A 17,769-nucleotide genomic window follows, 5' to 3' on the forward strand; every position below is an offset into this window, starting at 1 on the left:
ATCAGGGAAATTCGCCCCAAAGCGACCCCGCCAAAATGCGCTACTGAGACTAGAGCAGGAATTGCAATCTGAGTGTACGGTGTGCGCTGTCTCTGATTGAAAGCGCGCGTTCCAACGCGCGGGAATTGCGGCACAATTCCGGGTCAGAAAACACAACTGAAGTGAGACAGGTATGAGTGGCGGTGCTGTCAGACGAATTCGAACCAGTCTCAGTTTGCCGCCAAATCCGCGAACTTATCCGGCACAAAGTTGACGCCACTCGCTCAGAGCGACGGTGCGCGTCAGCTTGAAGGTGTCTCGGCTGGCTAGCGATCTTTCCTGGTTGAAGTGGTTGTAGACTGAAGAGTGAACAGCGGCGAATTTCTGCAAACTTCGCATACGCCTGAAACGTTGCATGGAGCGTTCGCGTCGTCGGAAAGGAAGGTGTGAATTCTCGACGCGGTTGTTGAGCCACCTGCCCGTCTGCTGTTTTTCGGTAGCACCAAGCTCTCTGAGCGCGGCCCGATACGAAGCGAAGCGATCCGTGACGACGTTTTCCGCTTTACCGTGTCGCTTCATCAATTTCCTGAGGAATTTCAGTGCTGCAGCCTTGTTTCGGCGTTTGGTGACAACGGCTTCCAGCACCTCGCATTCATGATCAACGGCGCGCCAGAGGTAGTGTCTCTTGCCATTCACCTTCACGAATACCTCGTCCAGGTGCCACTTCCATTTGGAGTATGCTCTCAATTGCTGAACTCGCTTTCTTCGGATCTCAGCAGCAAACATTTGGCCAAACCTATTCCACCAATACCGGACAGTTTCGTGGCTCACGTCGATGCCTCGCTCGTGCAACAGATCTTCGACATTTCGAAGCGAAAGCGGGAAACGGATGTACAGCATCACCGCAAGGCGGATGATTTCGGGACTGGTTTTAAAGTACTTGAAAGAGGCAGGATTGGTCATAGGCAAAAGCTACGCAACACCCCTACCCCGCTCAAGCAAAGTTCTTCTGACAAGACCGCATGAATTGCCTCCTCAAATACGGGGACTTCAGCATCAATAGCTGCTTCTAAATCAACGGATTGAATGATCATCGCCTTGCTCCGGGTTTCACCTTGCTTAAAGTACCTTTAGCAACGACACACTCAACCCTGGGGCGCAAATTGGCTTCTGGCCGCTGTTCGCTTTCTCTGGGAAGACCTATGACCGCGGCTGCTACTGCGTCACCGGAGTTTGAAGAATGAAAAAGGCCTACGCTGCGAGTTCGATAAGCAGTCCGCTCCACACCGAAGAGTCCTTCCGCCTTAAACAGGTCGGGGAACATGCCGTGCCATTAGCACAGATCGGGCGAGCGATCCTGAAAGGTGAATCCATTGACCTGAAACATCTGCCCACAAAACTTGTTCTGGATGCCCCACAGCTTCCGGAAACAATGACGAGAATTTTTCCTATGGGAAGTTTCTGGGCCATTGCGCCGGATGTGGCCGAGGTTTTTTCCCGCTTCAATCTGGGAACGAGCCATGTCTGGCCCCTAGATTGCAGTGACTTGGGTGATTATTCGTTCTTTGGCCTCTACATCGGCGAAGGGAAATCAAGCTGGCGCCCCGAGAGGTCGACTGCGAAGAGGCCGGGGTTCAATGGCAAACTTTTGATAGATGCCCTGTCGCTAAAGCTCGGGGAAGGTTCGGTTGTTCTTGGCCCTGAAGCGCTTGAAGGTGCGGATCTGTGGGTCGAGCAATCTCACTCCACTGCCTTGGCGTTTTTCTCAGAGGACTTAGCTGAGGCATTGATGGACCTGTCTATAGCGGACGAACTGCCCCTTTTTGAATGCTCGGTTGAGAGTGACCATGGGGTTTAAGGAATGAAAAAGGCATATGCTACGGACACCCTGGACATGTCATTTCCGGGTTCAGACAACTTTATTCTGTCCCAGGTTGGTGAACATGAGCGCTCGTTGGCACAGGTTGCAGGAGCGATTGCAGAGGGCAAAGCGATAGACCTGAATGATCTGCCGACACGGCTTGAATTCAGCGGGCCTGATCTTCCGAAACCAATGCCGAGAATCTTCGCGCGAGGGGTTTTTCTGATCGTTGCACCGGATGTCGCGGAGGTCCTATCCCGCTTCGACCTCGGTGTTGGCCATGTCTGGCCCTTAGAGTGCAGCGATCCTGGCGGTTACGCCTATTTTGGTGTCTATGTTGGCGAAGAGAAATCAAGTTGGCAGCGCGAGAAATCCACAGCGAAGAGGCCAGGGCACAAGGGCAAATTCAGAATGGATTGCCTTTCGCTTAAGCGCGGAGACGGGTCGGTTGTTCTTGGTCCTGAAGCACTTGAAGGTGCAGATCTTTGGGTTGAGCCATCTCACTCCACAGTCCTCGCGTTTTTCTCAGAGGGCTTGGCTGAAGCATTGATGGATCTGTCGTTGGCGGATGAGCTGCCGTTTTGGGAGTGTCAGATTGATGAGTGACGTGGTTTGGCTTTGCAACATGCACCGAAACCCGATGGCCGAGCGCGGCTACAGGCCGGTTGGATTTCCGGACGTCACGAGGCCACCGCGCGATCATAGTGTTGGTCTTGCATTCAACTCGGTGATTGAGCGGCAAACACACCACCTGCCCATTGAAGATCACGAATTTCCAAAGCAGCTCTATGCGGTAAAGCGTTGGGCGGACCACAAACGACCCAAACGCCACATCATGAGCGCCGGAGGCGCGCTGGTCGTGTCGTCAACATCTGCAAAAGTCCTGCGCGACCATGATATGGGCGCATCTAGATTGGTGCCGGTCGATCTTCTTCATCCTGACCAGAAGACAAAACTGGACGACGACTGGTTCTATCTGTTTCTGGGAAGCGGCAAGCCGTGTTTCAAAGCAGAAAAATCAGAAGGCATCAGTCCGCTTGGAAATCCCGCTCAACTATTCATGATCCGAGGCAGCGATCATGTAAGTCACGGGGACTTGGTTTTTTCAGATGATGTGCTGGCCGGGCCTGACATTTGGTTCGATCCGGCGATCACAGATGCTCCGATCATAAGTGACCGCCTTGCCCAAGCCCTTAAGGCTGAAAAGGCGGCAAAGCACTGGGATTTGCTAAAGTGCAGTGTGATACAGCAATGAGAATTTAGCTTCCCTGAAGCTCGAAGAATAATAGAGCGCCTCGCGCATGGTGGCAGATTTTTTCGTTTCTACCCCAGGCCATCCGGCGATTGTTCAATCTCGCCACTGATATTGAGCGCCAGATCGGCTACGATCCAGCCAATGGCCGAGGTCTCGGGGTTTGCCTGCATGACCCGTGCATGTTGTTCAAGGTCACCGATAAAGGCATTGATGTCGCTGGGGGCGATTAGGTCTTTCTTCAGCAGCATGATCAACAGTCTCGACTGCACGACAACAAGTGCGCTCACCTGGCGCGACGCCTCCAACTCTGCCATCGGCTGTGTTTCGATAAGCGCCTTCAGTTGTTCGACCATGTCTTCCAATAGGCGCGACTGGGCGGCTCGTCGCGTTTCCAAGTCAGCAACGCGCGCCTCAAGTTTCTTCAAGCCAAACAACAGTAATTCCCTTTCTTTCAACCCGATGCACACAAAGTTGCCTCGCGTGAGCAACCTATGTCCAGCGGTCAACGGCAGTACGCCATATTTTCACCTAAATCAAAAAGCATCCAGTGCAGGTGAGATTATTTTTCAAGTTATTTCAATGCCTAGGACCGTCGTGAGAATGAAAGTGCCGAAAACAGGAACCAGCAGATGAGCAAAGCGTATATTGGGGGCACATTGGGCAGCAGCTTTCCAAGTTCAAGCGACTTCACACTTGATCAGGATGGTGCGCGCAAGCACTCACTTGTGGAAGTCGGAGAAGCGATTATTCGACGACAGCCAGTGGATGTCGACAGCCTTCCGACAGTTTTGAAATATCGCGCACCGACCCTTCCCGAGCCATTGCCACGCATCTTTCCGTTCATGTCATTGTTGGTCGTGTCTCCCGACGTCGCTGAGGTCATTTCACAATTTGATCTCGGGGAAGGACTCATATGGCCACTAAAATATGAAGGGCCCGGAGAGTGCTCATATTCCGCCATCTATGTTGGTGAAAAAAAGCGAACATGGCGCGAGGATATCTCAACAGCAAAAATGTTCAGGCATGGCCGCTATGTAATAGACGATCTGGCGCTGAAATCGGGTAAGGGAACTGTCATCCTCAACTCATCTGCACGTTTGGGCGCTCATATCTGGGTGGAGCCTATGGTCGCGACGAGTTTGGTTTTCTTTTCCCGCCAACTCGCAAATGCTTTGATGGGAATTTCCCTCGAAGACGAGTTTCCGCTTTTGGAGTGTCAGGTTTATGACTGACGTGGTTTGGCTCAGCAATGTATACCGCAATTCTTCTGCAGAGCGCGGCTATAGACCCGTTGGATATCCGGACGTAGTGAACCCGCCGCTCGACAACGAAATTGGTATTGCCTTTCGGTCTGTGATGGCGCGGCAAAAGAAACATTTAACCATCGAAGATCACGAGTTTCCGAAGCAGCTCTATGCCGTAAAGCGTTGGGCCGACCACAAACGACCCATACGCCACATCATGAGTGCCGGAGGCGCACTGGTCGTGTCGTCGACATCTGCAAAAGTCCTGCGCGACCATGATATGGGCGCATCCAGATTGGTGCCGGTCGATCTTCTCCATCCTGACCAAAAGACAAAACTGGACGACGACTGGTTCTATCTGGTTTTGGGAAGCGGAAAGCCCTGTTTCAAAGCAGACATATCAGAAGGTGTCATACCGCTTGGAAATCCTGCTCAACTGTTCATGATCCAAAATAGCGACCATGTAAGTCACGAGGATTTGGTCTTTTCAGAAGAAGTGCTGACCGGGCCTGACATCTGGTTCGACCCCGCGATTCTCGGGGCCCCGATTTTGAGCGACAGGCTGGCAAAAGCCCTTAAGGCCGCGAAGGCGGCCAAGCACTGGGACCTGCTCAAGTGCAGAGTGATATAAAGGAAGAATTTCGATGTTCTGGAGACGCAAGAAAAAACAGGGATACCTTGTTGATGGTCCACGATTGGACCTCGACTTGCCCGAGGGTGATTGGCCCGCTTCGACTTTGGCATTTCACAAACGCGTTAACCAACTTGTCTCGGTTATCATGGCAGATGACGAGTCTGTTCTCGACCCCCTCCCAATCATTGATCCCGGACCATTGACGTACAAACAGAATTGGGTTGATCGCGAAGACAGAGAACTCGGTGTTCATTTTTATACGGACATTGAAGGCGAGCACGATTTTTTGTTGCGTTATGCACACGCAACCTGGAAGCAAGCATCCAAACCAGATCGCGATGCTTACGCCAGGTTCTATGATGCCTGGACAGTAAAGCACATCAGTGCAGGGCTCATGCGTCGTTTTAAGGACCAAGAAGGCGTTCATGATTGTTGGAAAGTCGGACGGGATGATGTGATCCGTGTCGGCCTTGACGGTGTGGATGATGAATTGTACGTCTCGGCCACACGAGCATGGGTGTACGACGGCTATAAAGACGCGTTCGATTAAACGAAATAGCTCAAGCCGCCATTCGTTCAGTTTGCAGCATTGGTCAAAAAGGGCTCGGTACCTCCATTCGCTGCATACGATGTGAGCGACTGCTTTGCGGACATAGCTGCCGTCCACTTGGCACAAGGCAATAACCGCTCGCAGTCCACAGAGGGCACCAAGATTTACTGCGCTAAGTAGGCTCGCGCACAAAACGCAAAGCTGGCCTCAGGCAATTTCTTTGAAATCACAATTGATTTTGCAGCGAATGGCTCGGCAAAAACGCAAAAGATCCAGTGTCAAATTTTGATTCAGCTACTTTTCTCAATAGTGTTGGAAAGCAGAAAATTATTGATCGCAAGTCGCCAATCATAAGGGTCAAGGTTGCAGAATGAAACTCTCGTATCTCCTTCACGGTCACGTAACCCATCAACTTTACTGGCGATCACATTGCGCTTCGCGGCAAGCGCTTCGTCCAGCACAAGTCCGTAAGCCTCCCAACGCGACGGAATCGCAACGATATCGACGGCTTGATAGGCCTCTGCAGGGTCCTCGGCGTGGCCCCGAAATTCTATGCGCGGGTCACCCTCTGCCAGTGTCTCAAGGTATAAACGCTGACTGCCTTCGCCAAAGATCAACAAACGCGCGCCCGGCGTTCGGGTTAACCGAAAGCCTTGGATCAGGATGTCGAAGCCTTTCTGCTGCTCGAGCCGCCCGATGGCACCAATTGTGGTCTTTGACTTGGGAGGCATCGTGTTGCGCGACAACTGCTCAAGATCAACGGGCGGAGGAATGACGGTCAGCTTTTCCGAGGCGGCCAGGCGTCTTTCCTTCATCCAGCCCGACTGCGAATGGCTGACCGCGACCACCTGATCGAAGAAGGAATAGATCACCCTCAGCATTGCAAAGAACCGACGTTTGTGTGGGACATTCAGAGTGGTGAATGCCCGGGTGTAACTGTGTTCGACATGGACCAGTCGAGTGTCCAGATGCATTGCGCGAAGCGCCGAGAACGCGGGTAAGCTTCTCCAGCTTGGTACGACGTGGGACACGATGACATCCGCATTCAGTTTGCCCCAAGAAAATGCAGTCCGTTTGACCTTCAACACCTTTTGATCGACCGTTTCGGACAGATCTGATTGCGCCAAAAGATGGTCGAGCATCCGCATCACGCCGCCCGCTGTCGTGTCGTCCACCAGGTGGAGTATCTTTTTCTGTTCCATGATGACGCCTCTCTCAGATCGATTGCAGTTTGGATTTCATTTGTCCCAGCCGGGTGATCGGGCCGGGTCCAATCGTTTTCAACACAAGGGCTGCGGCGAAAGTGCTGAACGTTTTCATAGGTTCCTCAAACACCGGGCGGAGGCTTTCCTGGACGCTGCGTGCAAACAACTCCCAAGCTTTGTCCCGATCGAGGTTGGTGATAGCCCGCCGCGCCAGATAGCGCAGCTGATAAGCACGGGACGAGGGTTCGTGCTGGGCAAAGAATTCAGGGTTCAGCGGGCGCAGCTTCGCGACCATCCTCTCCCACGCCTCTAACTGGCGATCTAAAGCCGCCGAAAGCCCGCCTGCATTGATCCGGTAGTGGGTCAGCAGCCCCGGAACACCTTCGATCTGCCAATCGGTCTTCAACATCAGCCGCATCCAGCATTCGATATCTTCGGACTGCCGGAAGGTCTCATCGAAGACCCAATCCCGCTCGGTTTCAAAGCTCGGGCGGTAGGCCAAAGCCTCCAGCACTGTTTTTCGAATAACGGCCGCCGATCCGTTGCCGATCGGGTTGCGGTTCAGAACATGTGCTGCGGTCACATTCTTCAGGCGGGGTGCTTGTTTGATCCCCATCATGCACCCCGCTTCGTCGATCAAGGCACTGCCGGAGTAACTAACCCCCACGTCCGGTTCGGCCTTGAGATGGTGAACATGAGCCGCCAGCTTCTCGGGCATCCACAGATCGTCGGCGTCGCAAAAGCCGATTAATGTACCCCGCGCGGCAGCGATGCCAGTATTTCTTGCCCCCGCAAGCCCACGATTGGCTTGCCCGACAAGTCGTACGCGTGTGTCGCCTTGGTGCGCGCGAGCAATCTCGGAGGTCGCGTCCTGCGATCCATCGTCGACGATGATGATTTCGAAATCGTCATAGGTCTGCGCCTGCAGTGAGGCGAGCGTTTCGGCCAAGGTTGCTTCGGCATTGTAGGCGGGTACGACGATGGATGCTGTGGGCATGGTGATCTCCTTCAGAATTCTTAAGAAAACAACGCGCTTTTGATCGCTTGCGGTAGGATCGGGGCCAGCGCGGCCCCTGCGGCGGTAGGCAGTCCTCGGCGCAGGGGCAGCAAAAAACTGCGCGCATGCAGGCTCAAGCCTTTGCGCGTGTAAGACAGCGCCTGACCCTGATGCCCCAACCGCAACGCCCGGCGGGCGAGATAGCGCAGATAGACGGCCTCGGACGACCGTGACGGGAACACGCCATATGATGCGGCTGTTTTGACCGCGTAGGCCCGCCCAGCGCGCATGGCGGCCAAATCCGAGGACAAGCCCCGGGCGCTGGTGCGATACCAGACCTGAAATTGATCCACCCCTTTGATGGTGAACCCTTCGCCTGCGAGGCGGATCAACAGCTCCAAGTCTTCGTTATGCACCGTTCTCTCGTCCAACCCGCCAACGGCGATAAAGACCTCGCGACGGATTGAAAGGTTGGACATGGTGCAGACCGGGTTCTCAGCCAACAGGTCCTGAATGGTCAGTGGTGCGTTAGGAACCCTCGAGCATGTCTGAGAATCTCCGAGCTGATCGGCGAAGAACCTGATCTGCCCAAAAACCGCATCCGTCGAAGAGGATAGGAAGGCTTCGTTCAGCTGCGCCAGCTTGTCCTTGTGCCACAGATCGTCTGCGTCGCAGAACGCCAGCATGTCTCCCTTGGCCAGTTCGGCCCCATAGTTGCGGGCGGCACTTGGGCCATCGAAGGGGCTGCTTGCGATCCGGATACGTTGGTCTTGGGCAATGTGATTCAGCACAATGGACAGGCACGCCTTCGAGGGACGATCGCCGACGCAGATCGCCTCCCATTCCGTGAAGCTTTGCGCGCGAATGCTGGTCAGCGTGTCAGCAATTGTGTCCGCATCGGTGTGAAACGGCACGATGATGGTAAAGCGGGTCATTGGAAGCCGAACCTCTCTGTTGTCTTTTGATCCCGAGGCAGCAGAACCCAAGAGGCGATCAACATGAGGGCAGCACTGGTCATCAGGTATCCCATCGCCACCGGCATCAGCCCGAACGGCGCCATGATCGCGGTGTTGAGGATCAATGCGAATGCAAGGGCCGTGCTGACTCGTAGCTCGGTGATCGCGCGGTTCTCGGACCGCAGCCAGCCGGCCACGGCGGACCAGATGACGCTGGGCAATGCAGCAAGGCACAAGACCGAGACCACCGGTGAAATCTGCTGCCACTCAGCACCCAGCAGCAGCGGCACGTAGATCGGTGCAAGCGCGGCTTGCAGCAAAACCAACGGGCTCAGCACCAGGAGGGACGTGCCGAGCCCATGACGCAGCGCCTTGGTTTTATCCGGGGCTGCGCAAAGATGTGGGAAAAGAACGACTGAAAAGGCCTGCGTGAACGATGTCGCCAAGCCGAGCCCAGCGTTGAAAGCCATGAAGTAGATGCCAAGGCTCTCGGCCCCCAGCATCGCGCCAACCACAAGCTTGTCGGCCTGCAAACGCAGAACTTTGACAACCTCAACCCCCATAACAGCCCAGCCAAAGCCAACAAAGGGGCGAAGGGCGGCAAACCCGCGCTTCGCGTTTGATGCCCAGGGACGTAGACGGCGCATCAGGACCAGCCAAATCGGGGCGGCCAGCAATCGGGGCAGCACCAAAGCCAGCGGCGAGGCCCAGAGCAGCGCCAGTAGCGCGGCTATAGCATTTGCGCCAACCACCTGCCCTCCGGCAACAGCGGCTGTCTTTTGGAGCTTGCCCTCACGCATCGCAAGCGCGGCCTGCACCAGACCGGCGGGCATGAACAGGTACTCTCCGGCCAGAATAGCGAGCAGCAGCGCCAGGGTCTGGTGCCCTATCGCATAGAGGGCTATGGCGATGGTCACCTGCAGCAAAAACAGCGCCCCGCACCAGACCCAGAAGATACGATGCGCGGTGTTGCAGCGCTGTTCCAGCTCGGACTGCGGGGCTTGGATGATCCTCTGCCCCACGCCGTTCTCGGTTAGCGCCTTTAGGATATCCCCTGCCGCGAGGGCAGCGGCAGCCAGCCCTATAGCCTCGGGGCTGAGGGTGCGGGCCACAACCACGACCACCGCAAGACGTGAGGCTTTTGCCGCCACTTCGGACACCGCATAGGCTAACAGGTGCCGCAGGAAACTGGAATGTACCAATCGCTGAGTCATATCGCCAAGTGTCCAAAAACAGTGTTGGGATCAGTTCTAATTGGCAGCGACATCCCTGTCCCAGACGCGGGCGGACAGCCAGACGAACCATCGGGCGAGCGACCTATCCGATTGGGATAAACGGCAATCCCGATGCCGGTCTGACACACATCGAGACACTGCTGTAGCTGTGGATGCAGTTCAGGAGAGTTCAAAATGAAACGACATTTCAAAGTTTTGGTTTTAGGGGCCGTCAGCGCGATTGCTCTATCGGGTTGCAGCAGCATGAAGACCCCGCGCAACATCGAACCCGTCGCAAAAGGCGAGAGCTATCAGGCCCAGTACCGTGCCCCATCACGGCGCCGGGCAAATGCGCCCTTGCTGCAAGCGGAACACTTGAACGGGCGCGCCTGTATGCCTCCGACCGGGGATCAGGGCACAGACGCCTTTGCCAAATGGTCTAAACCCGCGCTTAGCCCTTTGCTGGGCGAGAAACTTTCGCGCAATGATATGGTGCAGATCACCATCGACGGGGATGAGCTTCTCAGCGACACCTATGTTGTGTCCCGCGATGGCAACCTGAAGCTGCCGTACCTGCCGCCGGTGCGCGCGCAGGGCAGAACGACCGAGCAGGTCGAGCGGGACGTGGCCCGGGTTCTGGTAGCCGCACAGTTCTACGACAGTACCCCGCGCGTCACGGCGCGCATCAGCGATTTCGCCTCGGTCACTGTCGGCGTGAAAGGCGCGGTGTTTGAACCCCATTCGGTCGAGATCGGAGGCATCCCCGGCGACGCACTGGATCGAGGGCGTCAGGGCGTGCTGGGTGCCTCGACCGAGGCGCGCAACCTCTCGGTCGCCATTCGCGCTTCCGGAGGTGTGCGCCCGGATGCGGATCTGTCAGCAGTTGAGCTGCACCGGCAGGGCACGATCTACCGGATGGACCTGCGCGGGGTGTTCGAAGGCTCGGATCCGACCGACATCATGCTGCTGACCGGGGATCAGATCGTGATAAACAGCCGAGGGTGTTTCCAGGATGATTTGATGCGTCCCAGCCCGATCAGCCCGCCCGGCGTAACGCTTTATATGTCCAACCTCACGCAGCCTGCCACCGGCAACGCAGAGTCGGCCATTGGAAGAGACGTGCGTGAGGTACCCTATGGCACGCGCTACCTGCAGGCCGTAGTCGATACCAATTGCGTCGGTGGGGCCAAGACCACCAATGCCAATCGCAGCGCGGTCCTGTTCACCCGCAACCCGATGACCGGGAACTCGATCGTCATTGAACGCAATATCGAAAAGCTGCTGCGACGTGGGGATCGCGATGACTATGACCCTTATGTTCTGCCAGGAGATGCGATTGCATGCTACGACAGTAAGGTGACCGGTCTGACCGAGGTCGCCCGCGCGGTTGGCATCGTCGGCGCAGCGGCGCTGCTGGCGCCCTAAGTCAATCCCAAGCGGGCGATGATTTCGCCCGCTCCCAAGCAGTGGAGACTGCAGCGAGTTTGCTAGTGATGTCTTTGTGTTCTTTGGCTGCAGTCTCTACCGCAACTAACGCCTCTCGAAACTCTTCCACGCCGAAAGTTGCTGCACTCCCAGCCAGTTTGTGACAGGCCTGAGCGATTTGATTTAAATCTGTATGGTCAAATGCCCCGGTTTCTAGCTGTTCAACCAATTCATCCCCTTCGGCAATGAACTTGGCATGCAGGCGGGCAAAGACTTCAGGGCCGAGGCTGCCTTTCAACTCCGCTAACGAATCTGGCTGCGCATGCTCCGAAATCCGCCCGTCGGTGCGCGTGACCACCGAAAGCGCCCTGCGCAGGGCATTCAGCGAAATCGGTTTTCCAATGAAAGCGGTCATACCGGCGGCGCGAAAGGTCTCAACCGCATCTGGCAGGACATTGGCCGACACAGCGATAATCGGCACATCGGTCGACTGCCCCTGACCGCCACGAATATGGCGCGCAGCGGTTGGCCCATCCATCACTGGCATGCTGATATCCATCAGGATCGCATCGAACCTCTGACTGCTGGCCTTGTCGACGCCAACCTGCCCGTTCTCCGCCGTAGTTACACGGTGACCGTCCAACGCCAGCATGTTGCAGATGACCTCGAGGTTGATCTCGTTGTCTTCGACCACCAACAAGTTCAGCGGGAGAGCGGTCTCGGTATTGATCTGAGCAGCTTCTAGCAGTTGGTCGCGCGCTGACGGCTGTAATGGTATCCGCAGCCAAAAAACGCTTCCTTCGCCCAATGTGCTTTCCGCCCCCAACTCACCACCCATGGCCTGCGCGAACCTGCGGGCAATTCCCAGGCCAAGCCCGGTCCCTCCGACCGTGCGACCGATAGAGGGATCGCTGGTGTAGAAGTCATCAAAAATGGCGTCGATCTCATCCTCGGCGATGCCAGCCCCGCTGTCGATCACACGCACTTCGTAGTCATGTGCCTTACCCTGACCGGAAGGTTCACATCTTTCGACCTCGATCGACACACGGCCATTTTCGGTAAACTTGATCGCATTACCCACAAGGTTCAGCAGAATTTGCCGCAACCTTTGCGCGTCAGTCGCGACATGCGGATGGGCTCCGCCCACCCATTGCCACGAGATTGAATTGCCGCGCGAGGCCGCATTGCCGCTTTGACCGTCCACAAGGTCCTGCAGCATCGCGTTCAGGTCGGTTGGCTCGTGCGCGACAGACAGCTTGCCGGCCTCGAACCGAGCAATATCCAGCACCGCATCCACATGATTTTGCAGAACCTGGCCCGAGATCTCCATGTTGCGGACAAACTGAGACTGCTGTTTGGTCGTGCGTGTATTCTTGAGAAGGGTGAGGTTGCCCAGCAACCCGTTCAACGGGGTTCTGATCTCATGGCTCATAACAGTCAGAAAATCCGACTTGGCCTTTTCCCCGGCAAGGGCACGGTCGCGGGCCGAGACAAGCTCTTTCTGATCCGCAACGCTTTGTGAGATATCGCGGACAAAACCGATAACAATTTCCTCGTCCCCGGCCTGAGCGGATTGCAAAGCGAGTTCGACGGGAAATACATCGCCATTCTTGCGCAACGCCTCAAGTTGAACGCGACCCTTGCCAACCACGTGGCGGTCGCCCCCGCTCTGCATCCGCTCCATGCCTGCATCATGCGCCGCGCGTAGATGCGCAGGCACAATCAAGTCGCCGATCGAATGCCCTTTGGCCTCATCTTCGGAATACCCGAAAATCGCCTGTGCAGCTGGGTTGAACTCCAGCACTTCGCCGGCGGCGTTCACCACGATCACGGCATCCAATGAGGTAGAAAGGATCGTATTCATGCGCTGGTTGGCCTGCTGGATTGCCCCACCGCGTCGATCTGCCCTGCGATTGACCACCAAGAGATAGGCGCTGACCGCGGTCAGCGTCAGAAACAATCCCCCGGACAAAACGGCCAGTTGAAACAGGCTGAGCGCGGTTTCTTCACGGCGCTGATCCGACTGACTTGCAAAGTACGAGATCGCCGAGACCGAAAGCTCTCGCACTTTTTGAGCGATCCCCTGCGCGCCGTCATAGAGAACCGGCAGCCCAGCCTTCAACCCGGGATCCTCAGCATCGATTGTAGGTACCGAGACCTCCAGATATGCGGAGACGTCGTTCAGAGGTTCAGCGAATTTCGGGTCACTTCGCAGCGTTTCAAACAGACGCGAGGTGTCTAGAATATCGATACGGCTGTAAAAAAGATCGAAACGGCGCCGGACAAGGTCCAGGTTTTCTGTGCTTGGCTCTGCGTCCGATACACCCGCCTCAAGCGCGTTGAGGTAGAACAGGAACTCGACCTCGACCTGCGTCAGCGTCCATTGCACGTTATCTGTTCGGGCTGACTGCCGGTCGCGCAGGTCGGATACCACCTTGACGGAAAGCAACACGACCAAAGCAAGGGCACCCAAAACGGCGATACAGAGGAGCCCGAAAGCCCACCGGCGCTGCGAGTGGTATTGGAAATTTCTTTTCAAAGTCTAGCCCGTATCACCCACTTCATATTGTATTGTAACCCCACGCTATTTAACGATTTCCAACCTGTCGAGTTGCCAAATGCTGCGAGAGTAAATCACCTCGGTCTGGTACTTGGTATCACTGTCATAGGGATATACGATCCATAGCGGACCTTTCTGCCGCCGGGACATCGCCGCGCCGTCCATCTCATAGGCGACAATCGGGTCCTGCGCCGATATTGAGCCCGCAGGTATCTCAACCGCGTAGTCGTTGATCGCCGTTGCCCGGATCGTAGCACCCTCTGCTCCGATCTGTTCCAGCAACACAGAGAGGGGAACGCCGACAAAGCTGGTCTCGCCTTCAGTCCAGATCGTCGAGGTTTCAAAGCTGCGCTGCGGTAGCGCCTGCAACATTTCCATATCGAACTGCGCCGCCCCGTCGGGCCTGATCTGCGCGATGTTGCCTGAGATGGTCAGAATTACCTCTCCTGACGGAGCCGCCAAGTCTTCGGCGTGCGCAGACGTCAGGCAAAAGGTGAACGCCGCTGTGAGGATCGCAAAAAACAGACGCATCTTAGTCTCCATTTCTTTGACCGTAAGAAACCAGAAAGAGGTCCACAGCGACAGATGGGCATGGGGATACGCACCTATCCGAACGGATAGGTGCCTCGGTCTCATGCAGCAGCAGACAGGAGGTTCATGCGCTGACGCAACATGGATTTGAACCCGTCCCGCAGCTCGGCACGTTCCAACGCAAAAACGGTGGTTGCCTCAAGGTATCCGGCGACCGATCCACAATCGAAACGCTCTCCCTGAAAGGCGAAGCCGTGGCATCCGGTCCTTTTGATATCGGCCGCGATCGCATCGGTCAGTTGGATTTCGTTGCCTGCGCCAGGTGCCAAACCTTCCAGCTGATCGAAGATCAACGGGTGAAGAAGATACCGCCCGACAATGCCAAACTCGGACGGTGCCTCATCGGCGGATGGCTTTTCAACCAACCCTTTCAGATGTTGCACCTGCCCTTTGCTATGCTCGATACCGACCACGCCGTAGGCACTGATCCGGTCGAATGGGACCTCTTCGGTCGCGATCATGTGGCTGCCTTCAAAGTTCTGGACCATTTGCACCAGGACCGGGCGCTGCGCGTGGATCACATCATCCGGCAGGATCACCGCGAAGGGTTCATCACCGACAAAGTCTCGCGCCAGAGAGACTGCGTGGCCCAGACCGCGCGGGCTCTCTTGTTGGATAAAGTTGTATGTCTCATCCTCAAGGTTCGTGCTGCGCAAACGGTTCAGCAGGGTGGTTTTGCCGCCATCCTTCAGTTTGCGCTCAAGCCCCGAGTTCCGCCCGAAATACGTCTCCAGCGCGGATTGGCCGGTTGAGGTGATGAAGATGAATTCATCAATCCCGGCGGCACGGGCCTCGTCCACTGCATATTGGATCAAAGGGCGGTCGATCAGCGGCAACATCTCCTTGGTCACCGATTTGGTGGCGGGCAGAAACCTTGTGCCCAGACCCGCGACCGGGAAAACAGCTTTGCGAATACGTGTCATATTAATGCTCCTAGGGTTGATCAGTAAGCGCCGCGCCCCGACACGACGGCACGTGCGGTCAATGCGATGAGGAAGAGGTTCAGAAGGGGCGAGCGGGAGCGAACATAGGCTGTATCCAGTTCGATCATGCGGTCGAAGCCGATGCCCGCGCGGCCCGAAACCTGCCACAGGCCAGTGATACCGGGACGAACCTGCAGGCGCTCCAGCGCTTGGTCAGGATATGCGGCAACCTCTTCGGGCAAAGCCGGGCGCGGTCCGACCAGCGACATATCCCCTTTCAGCACGTTGAAGATTTGCGGCAGTTCATCCAGAGAGAACCGACGCAGAACCTTCCCAACGCGAGTGATGCGTGGATCATTTTTGACTTTGAAGCACACGCCCTCACGATCCGAATGGTTGAGCAGATCCGCACGCCGCGCTTCTGCGTCTTGCGTCATCGAGCGGAACTTGTACATCGCGAAGGGCACCCCGTTTCGACCGATACGTGTCTGCCGAAAAAAGGCGGGGCCGCGACTGTCCAATCGCACCAATGCGGCGATTGCGGCCATGGGCAGGGCCAGAAGAGACAGCGCGACCACCGCCAAAGTGAGGTCCAGCAGGCGACATGCTGAGACCTTGGGGACAGAATTGTGCGCGGCACGCCCGAGGAATTCGAAATTGCCCATTAGATATCTGCGGGCCATGCGGCGGGGCTCCATCGCCAACCGCCATGCCCACTCCATTCGGGCGTGCCGAACGATGCGCGGTGCCCGACGTACATTGCCGGCCAGGAAGTCGAACAAAGCCCCCACGCCCAGCACGATGCGAGGGTCAAGCCGGTGGCGGTTCCGCGTTATCCACAGCTCCTGCAGTGGGACGCCCATTGCGACCAACAGGATGTCTGCGCCAGATTGGTTGATATCGTCGATCGCCTCATCAACCCGCGCGGCCTCTTCAAATCCATCGCGCGTGCCAGCCACGGTCAAATCGGGGATCATGTGCTGCAACCGCGCTGCCGCTGCCTGAGCTGTTCCGGGACGTCCCCCCAACAGGTAGACCGACTGCCCAAGACGCGCGGCCCGTTTCAGCAGCTTGGGCACAAAATCAGTGCCGTTCAGATTCTCGGCCAGCTGGACACCTTGCAACTTTGCCGCGACCTCCACCCCAATTCCGTCAGGTAGGATCATATCTGCCCGGGCCAAAGCTGCTCGATATGTATGGTTGCGGGCCCTTATATTTGCGCAATGTGCATTCAGGAAAAACACAGTCCGGCGGGTCCCATCCAGCAGTTTTGAGATCACCTGTCCGGATCGGGCGTTCACAACTGGCAGACCCAAAATCTCAGGCTTTTCCAAAGTTGGTATGGGCGTTGGCTGCGCGCCTTTATGCATATCTTGGACTGACAGGAACTGCATGGAACTCTCCGATCAACGATGACAATCTGTGGCTTCAGACTGCCAATGAGACCCTGCAACCGATAGGCGAGCATCCGGAGAGGGATCGGAGAATAGGTCTATTCAAACGACCCCGCAGCACATAGCGTGGTGAAAACGGCCCGCTGACCTATCCGATTGGATATTCACCTGTCCGTCAGGAAGGCTTCATGCCATGGGTTCAATGTTTTACTAACGCATTTGGGTGTGGTTGGGGGCAGACGGAGATTTGAGATGAAAGTTCTTATTGCTGACGACCACGACCTTATTTTGGACACGCTCGTTGCCTTCATAGATGCAGCAGGCGGAATCGAGGTGGAGACCGCGCCGGATTTCCCAGCCGCGAAAACTTTGATTGAGAACGACGGAGCCTTTGATCTGGTTCTTCTGGACCTGAACATGCCCGGCATGAACGGGTTGGCCGGACTTGAAACCTGCATCGCTTTGGACGGTGCCCAGCATGTGGCCCTGTTTACCGGCGACACCTCGCGTGATCTGGCGCAACGCGCGCTAGAGCTTGGTGCAGCCGGTTTCGTCCCAAAAACTTTACCGGCTAAATCTCTGGTCAACGCGATCCGCTTTATGGCGATGGGGGAACAATACCTTCCTGCGGGTTTCATGAACGCAGAGCAGCCGGAAGACTCCCACCCCATGGCTCAAAAACTGACAGAGCGTGAGCGGCAAGTTCTGAAAGGGCTGACTGAGGGCAAATCCAACAAGGAAATCGCTCGTGATCTGGATCTGTCAGAGCCGACGATCAAACTGCATATGAAGACTTTGTACCGAAAAGTTGGTGTCAGCAATCGAACGCAGGCCGCCCTGGCCGCGCGCGAGGCTGGGTTGTTCTAGGCCTAACTATCCGAAGGGATAGGGGACGCTCCCAATCCCCTCGGCCCCTAGCCTGCTGAGCGAATGATCAGCAATCAGATGCGGTGTATCACCCTTGTAAGAAAGGGTTTTTCC

Annotated in this window: 19 protein-coding genes; 8 read left to right on the forward strand and 11 right to left on the reverse strand. The window is 56.2% G+C overall.

Annotated elements, in window-relative coordinates:
* Positions 1–234: 234 nt before the first annotated feature.
* Positions 235–942, reverse strand: coding sequence for an IS6 family transposase (locus tag AB1A64_RS20860; RefSeq protein WP_366553863.1), 708 nt, complete (start codon positions 940–942; stop codon positions 235–237).
* Positions 939–1,073, reverse strand: a complete 135-nt coding sequence (locus AB1A64_RS20865; RefSeq protein WP_366553865.1) for a hypothetical protein — start codon at positions 1,071–1,073, stop codon at positions 939–941. The genes AB1A64_RS20860 and AB1A64_RS20865 overlap by 4 nt, the downstream gene beginning before the upstream one ends.
* Before the next feature lie 146 nt (positions 1,074–1,219).
* Here AB1A64_RS20865 and AB1A64_RS20870 point away from each other — a divergent pair, with 146 nt between their 5' ends.
* The 3 genes from AB1A64_RS20870 to AB1A64_RS20880 are packed head-to-tail and all read left to right on the forward strand — an operon-like array spanning position 1,220 to position 3,095.
* Entirely contained in the window at positions 1,220–1,837 is a 618-nt protein-coding gene (locus tag AB1A64_RS20870; RefSeq protein WP_366553867.1) for a hypothetical protein, read from the forward strand.
* 3 nt (positions 1,838–1,840) lie between these two features.
* The gene (locus tag AB1A64_RS20875) at positions 1,841–2,446 is read left to right on the forward strand and encodes a hypothetical protein (protein ID WP_366553869.1); all 606 of its coding nucleotides are present in this window, start codon (positions 1,841–1,843) and stop codon (positions 2,444–2,446) included.
* Entirely contained in the window at positions 2,439–3,095 is a 657-nt protein-coding gene (locus tag AB1A64_RS20880) for a hypothetical protein (protein WP_366553871.1), read from the forward strand. The genes AB1A64_RS20875 and AB1A64_RS20880 overlap by 8 nt, the downstream gene beginning before the upstream one ends.
* A 68-nt stretch (positions 3,096–3,163) precedes the next feature.
* On the opposite strand, the gene AB1A64_RS20885 is transcribed toward AB1A64_RS20880, so the two are convergent.
* A complete protein-coding gene (locus AB1A64_RS20885) occupies positions 3,164–3,529 on the reverse strand; it encodes a hypothetical protein (protein WP_366553873.1) in 366 nt (121 codons plus the stop codon).
* Positions 3,530–3,724: 195 nt separating this feature from the next.
* Between AB1A64_RS20885 and AB1A64_RS20890 the strand changes: the two genes are divergently transcribed.
* The 3 genes from AB1A64_RS20890 to AB1A64_RS20900 are packed head-to-tail and all read left to right on the forward strand — an operon-like array spanning position 3,725 to position 5,523.
* The gene (locus AB1A64_RS20890; RefSeq protein WP_366553875.1) at positions 3,725–4,327 is read left to right on the forward strand and encodes a hypothetical protein; all 603 of its coding nucleotides are present in this window, start codon (positions 3,725–3,727) and stop codon (positions 4,325–4,327) included.
* The gene (locus AB1A64_RS20895; protein ID WP_366553877.1) at positions 4,320–4,970 is read left to right on the forward strand and encodes a hypothetical protein; all 651 of its coding nucleotides are present in this window, start codon (positions 4,320–4,322) and stop codon (positions 4,968–4,970) included. Before AB1A64_RS20890 ends, AB1A64_RS20895 begins: the two co-directional genes overlap by 8 nt.
* Before the next feature lie 13 nt (positions 4,971–4,983).
* Complete coding sequence (locus tag AB1A64_RS20900) at positions 4,984–5,523, forward strand: hypothetical protein (protein ID WP_366553878.1); 540 nt, start codon at positions 4,984–4,986, stop codon at positions 5,521–5,523.
* Between the two features lie 290 nt (positions 5,524–5,813).
* Here AB1A64_RS20900 and AB1A64_RS20905 read toward each other — a convergent pair whose 3' ends face one another.
* Genes AB1A64_RS20905 through AB1A64_RS20920 form a run of 4 tightly spaced genes read right to left on the reverse strand, consistent with a single transcriptional unit; the run spans position 5,814 to position 9,895 of the window.
* A complete protein-coding gene (locus tag AB1A64_RS20905; protein WP_366553880.1) occupies positions 5,814–6,725 on the reverse strand; it encodes a glycosyltransferase family 4 protein in 912 nt (303 codons plus the stop codon).
* A 13-nt stretch (positions 6,726–6,738) separates the two neighbouring features.
* Positions 6,739–7,725 carry a glycosyltransferase gene (locus AB1A64_RS20910; RefSeq protein ID WP_366553882.1) on the reverse strand — a complete coding sequence of 329 codons (987 nt, stop codon included), beginning with the start codon at positions 7,723–7,725 and terminating at the stop codon, positions 6,739–6,741.
* A 20-nt stretch (positions 7,726–7,745) separates the two neighbouring features.
* Positions 7,746–8,660: a glycosyltransferase gene (locus AB1A64_RS20915; RefSeq protein ID WP_366553884.1), complete on the reverse strand. Its 915-nt coding sequence runs from the start codon at positions 8,658–8,660 to the stop codon at positions 7,746–7,748.
* The gene (locus AB1A64_RS20920; RefSeq protein WP_366553886.1) at positions 8,657–9,895 is read right to left on the reverse strand and encodes an oligosaccharide flippase family protein; all 1,239 of its coding nucleotides are present in this window, start codon (positions 9,893–9,895) and stop codon (positions 8,657–8,659) included. Before AB1A64_RS20920 ends, AB1A64_RS20915 begins: the two co-directional genes overlap by 4 nt.
* 195 nt (positions 9,896–10,090) lie before the next feature.
* On the opposite strand from AB1A64_RS20920, the gene AB1A64_RS20925 reads away from it, so the two are divergent.
* Positions 10,091–11,320 (forward strand): polysaccharide biosynthesis/export family protein, encoded by a 1,230-nt coding sequence (locus AB1A64_RS20925; protein ID WP_366553888.1) that lies wholly within the window; start codon positions 10,091–10,093, stop codon positions 11,318–11,320.
* 1 nt (position 11,321) lies between these two features.
* Here AB1A64_RS20925 and AB1A64_RS20930 read toward each other — a convergent pair whose 3' ends face one another.
* From AB1A64_RS20930 to AB1A64_RS20945, 4 genes are all read right to left on the reverse strand, one after another.
* Complete coding sequence (locus AB1A64_RS20930; protein ID WP_366553995.1) at positions 11,322–13,772, reverse strand: ATP-binding protein; 2,451 nt, start codon at positions 13,770–13,772, stop codon at positions 11,322–11,324.
* 132 nt (positions 13,773–13,904) lie between these two features.
* Entirely contained in the window at positions 13,905–14,411 is a 507-nt protein-coding gene (locus tag AB1A64_RS20935; RefSeq protein WP_366553890.1) for a molybdopterin-dependent oxidoreductase, read from the reverse strand.
* A gap of 101 nt (positions 14,412–14,512) precedes the next feature.
* Complete coding sequence (locus tag AB1A64_RS20940; RefSeq protein WP_366553892.1) at positions 14,513–15,394, reverse strand: UTP--glucose-1-phosphate uridylyltransferase; 882 nt, start codon at positions 15,392–15,394, stop codon at positions 14,513–14,515.
* Between the two features lie 20 nt (positions 15,395–15,414).
* Complete coding sequence (locus AB1A64_RS20945; protein WP_366553894.1) at positions 15,415–16,788, reverse strand: WecB/TagA/CpsF family glycosyltransferase; 1,374 nt, start codon at positions 16,786–16,788, stop codon at positions 15,415–15,417.
* A 252-nt stretch (positions 16,789–17,040) separates the two neighbouring features.
* On the opposite strand from AB1A64_RS20945, the gene AB1A64_RS20950 reads away from it, so the two are divergent.
* Positions 17,041–17,655 (forward strand): response regulator transcription factor, encoded by a 615-nt coding sequence (locus tag AB1A64_RS20950; RefSeq protein WP_170752082.1) that lies wholly within the window; start codon positions 17,041–17,043, stop codon positions 17,653–17,655.
* Positions 17,656–17,769 lie beyond the last annotated feature (114 nt).

The organism is Ruegeria sp. ANG10 (genome assembly GCF_040705255.1).
Taxonomy (GTDB): domain Bacteria; phylum Pseudomonadota; class Alphaproteobacteria; order Rhodobacterales; family Rhodobacteraceae; genus Ruegeria.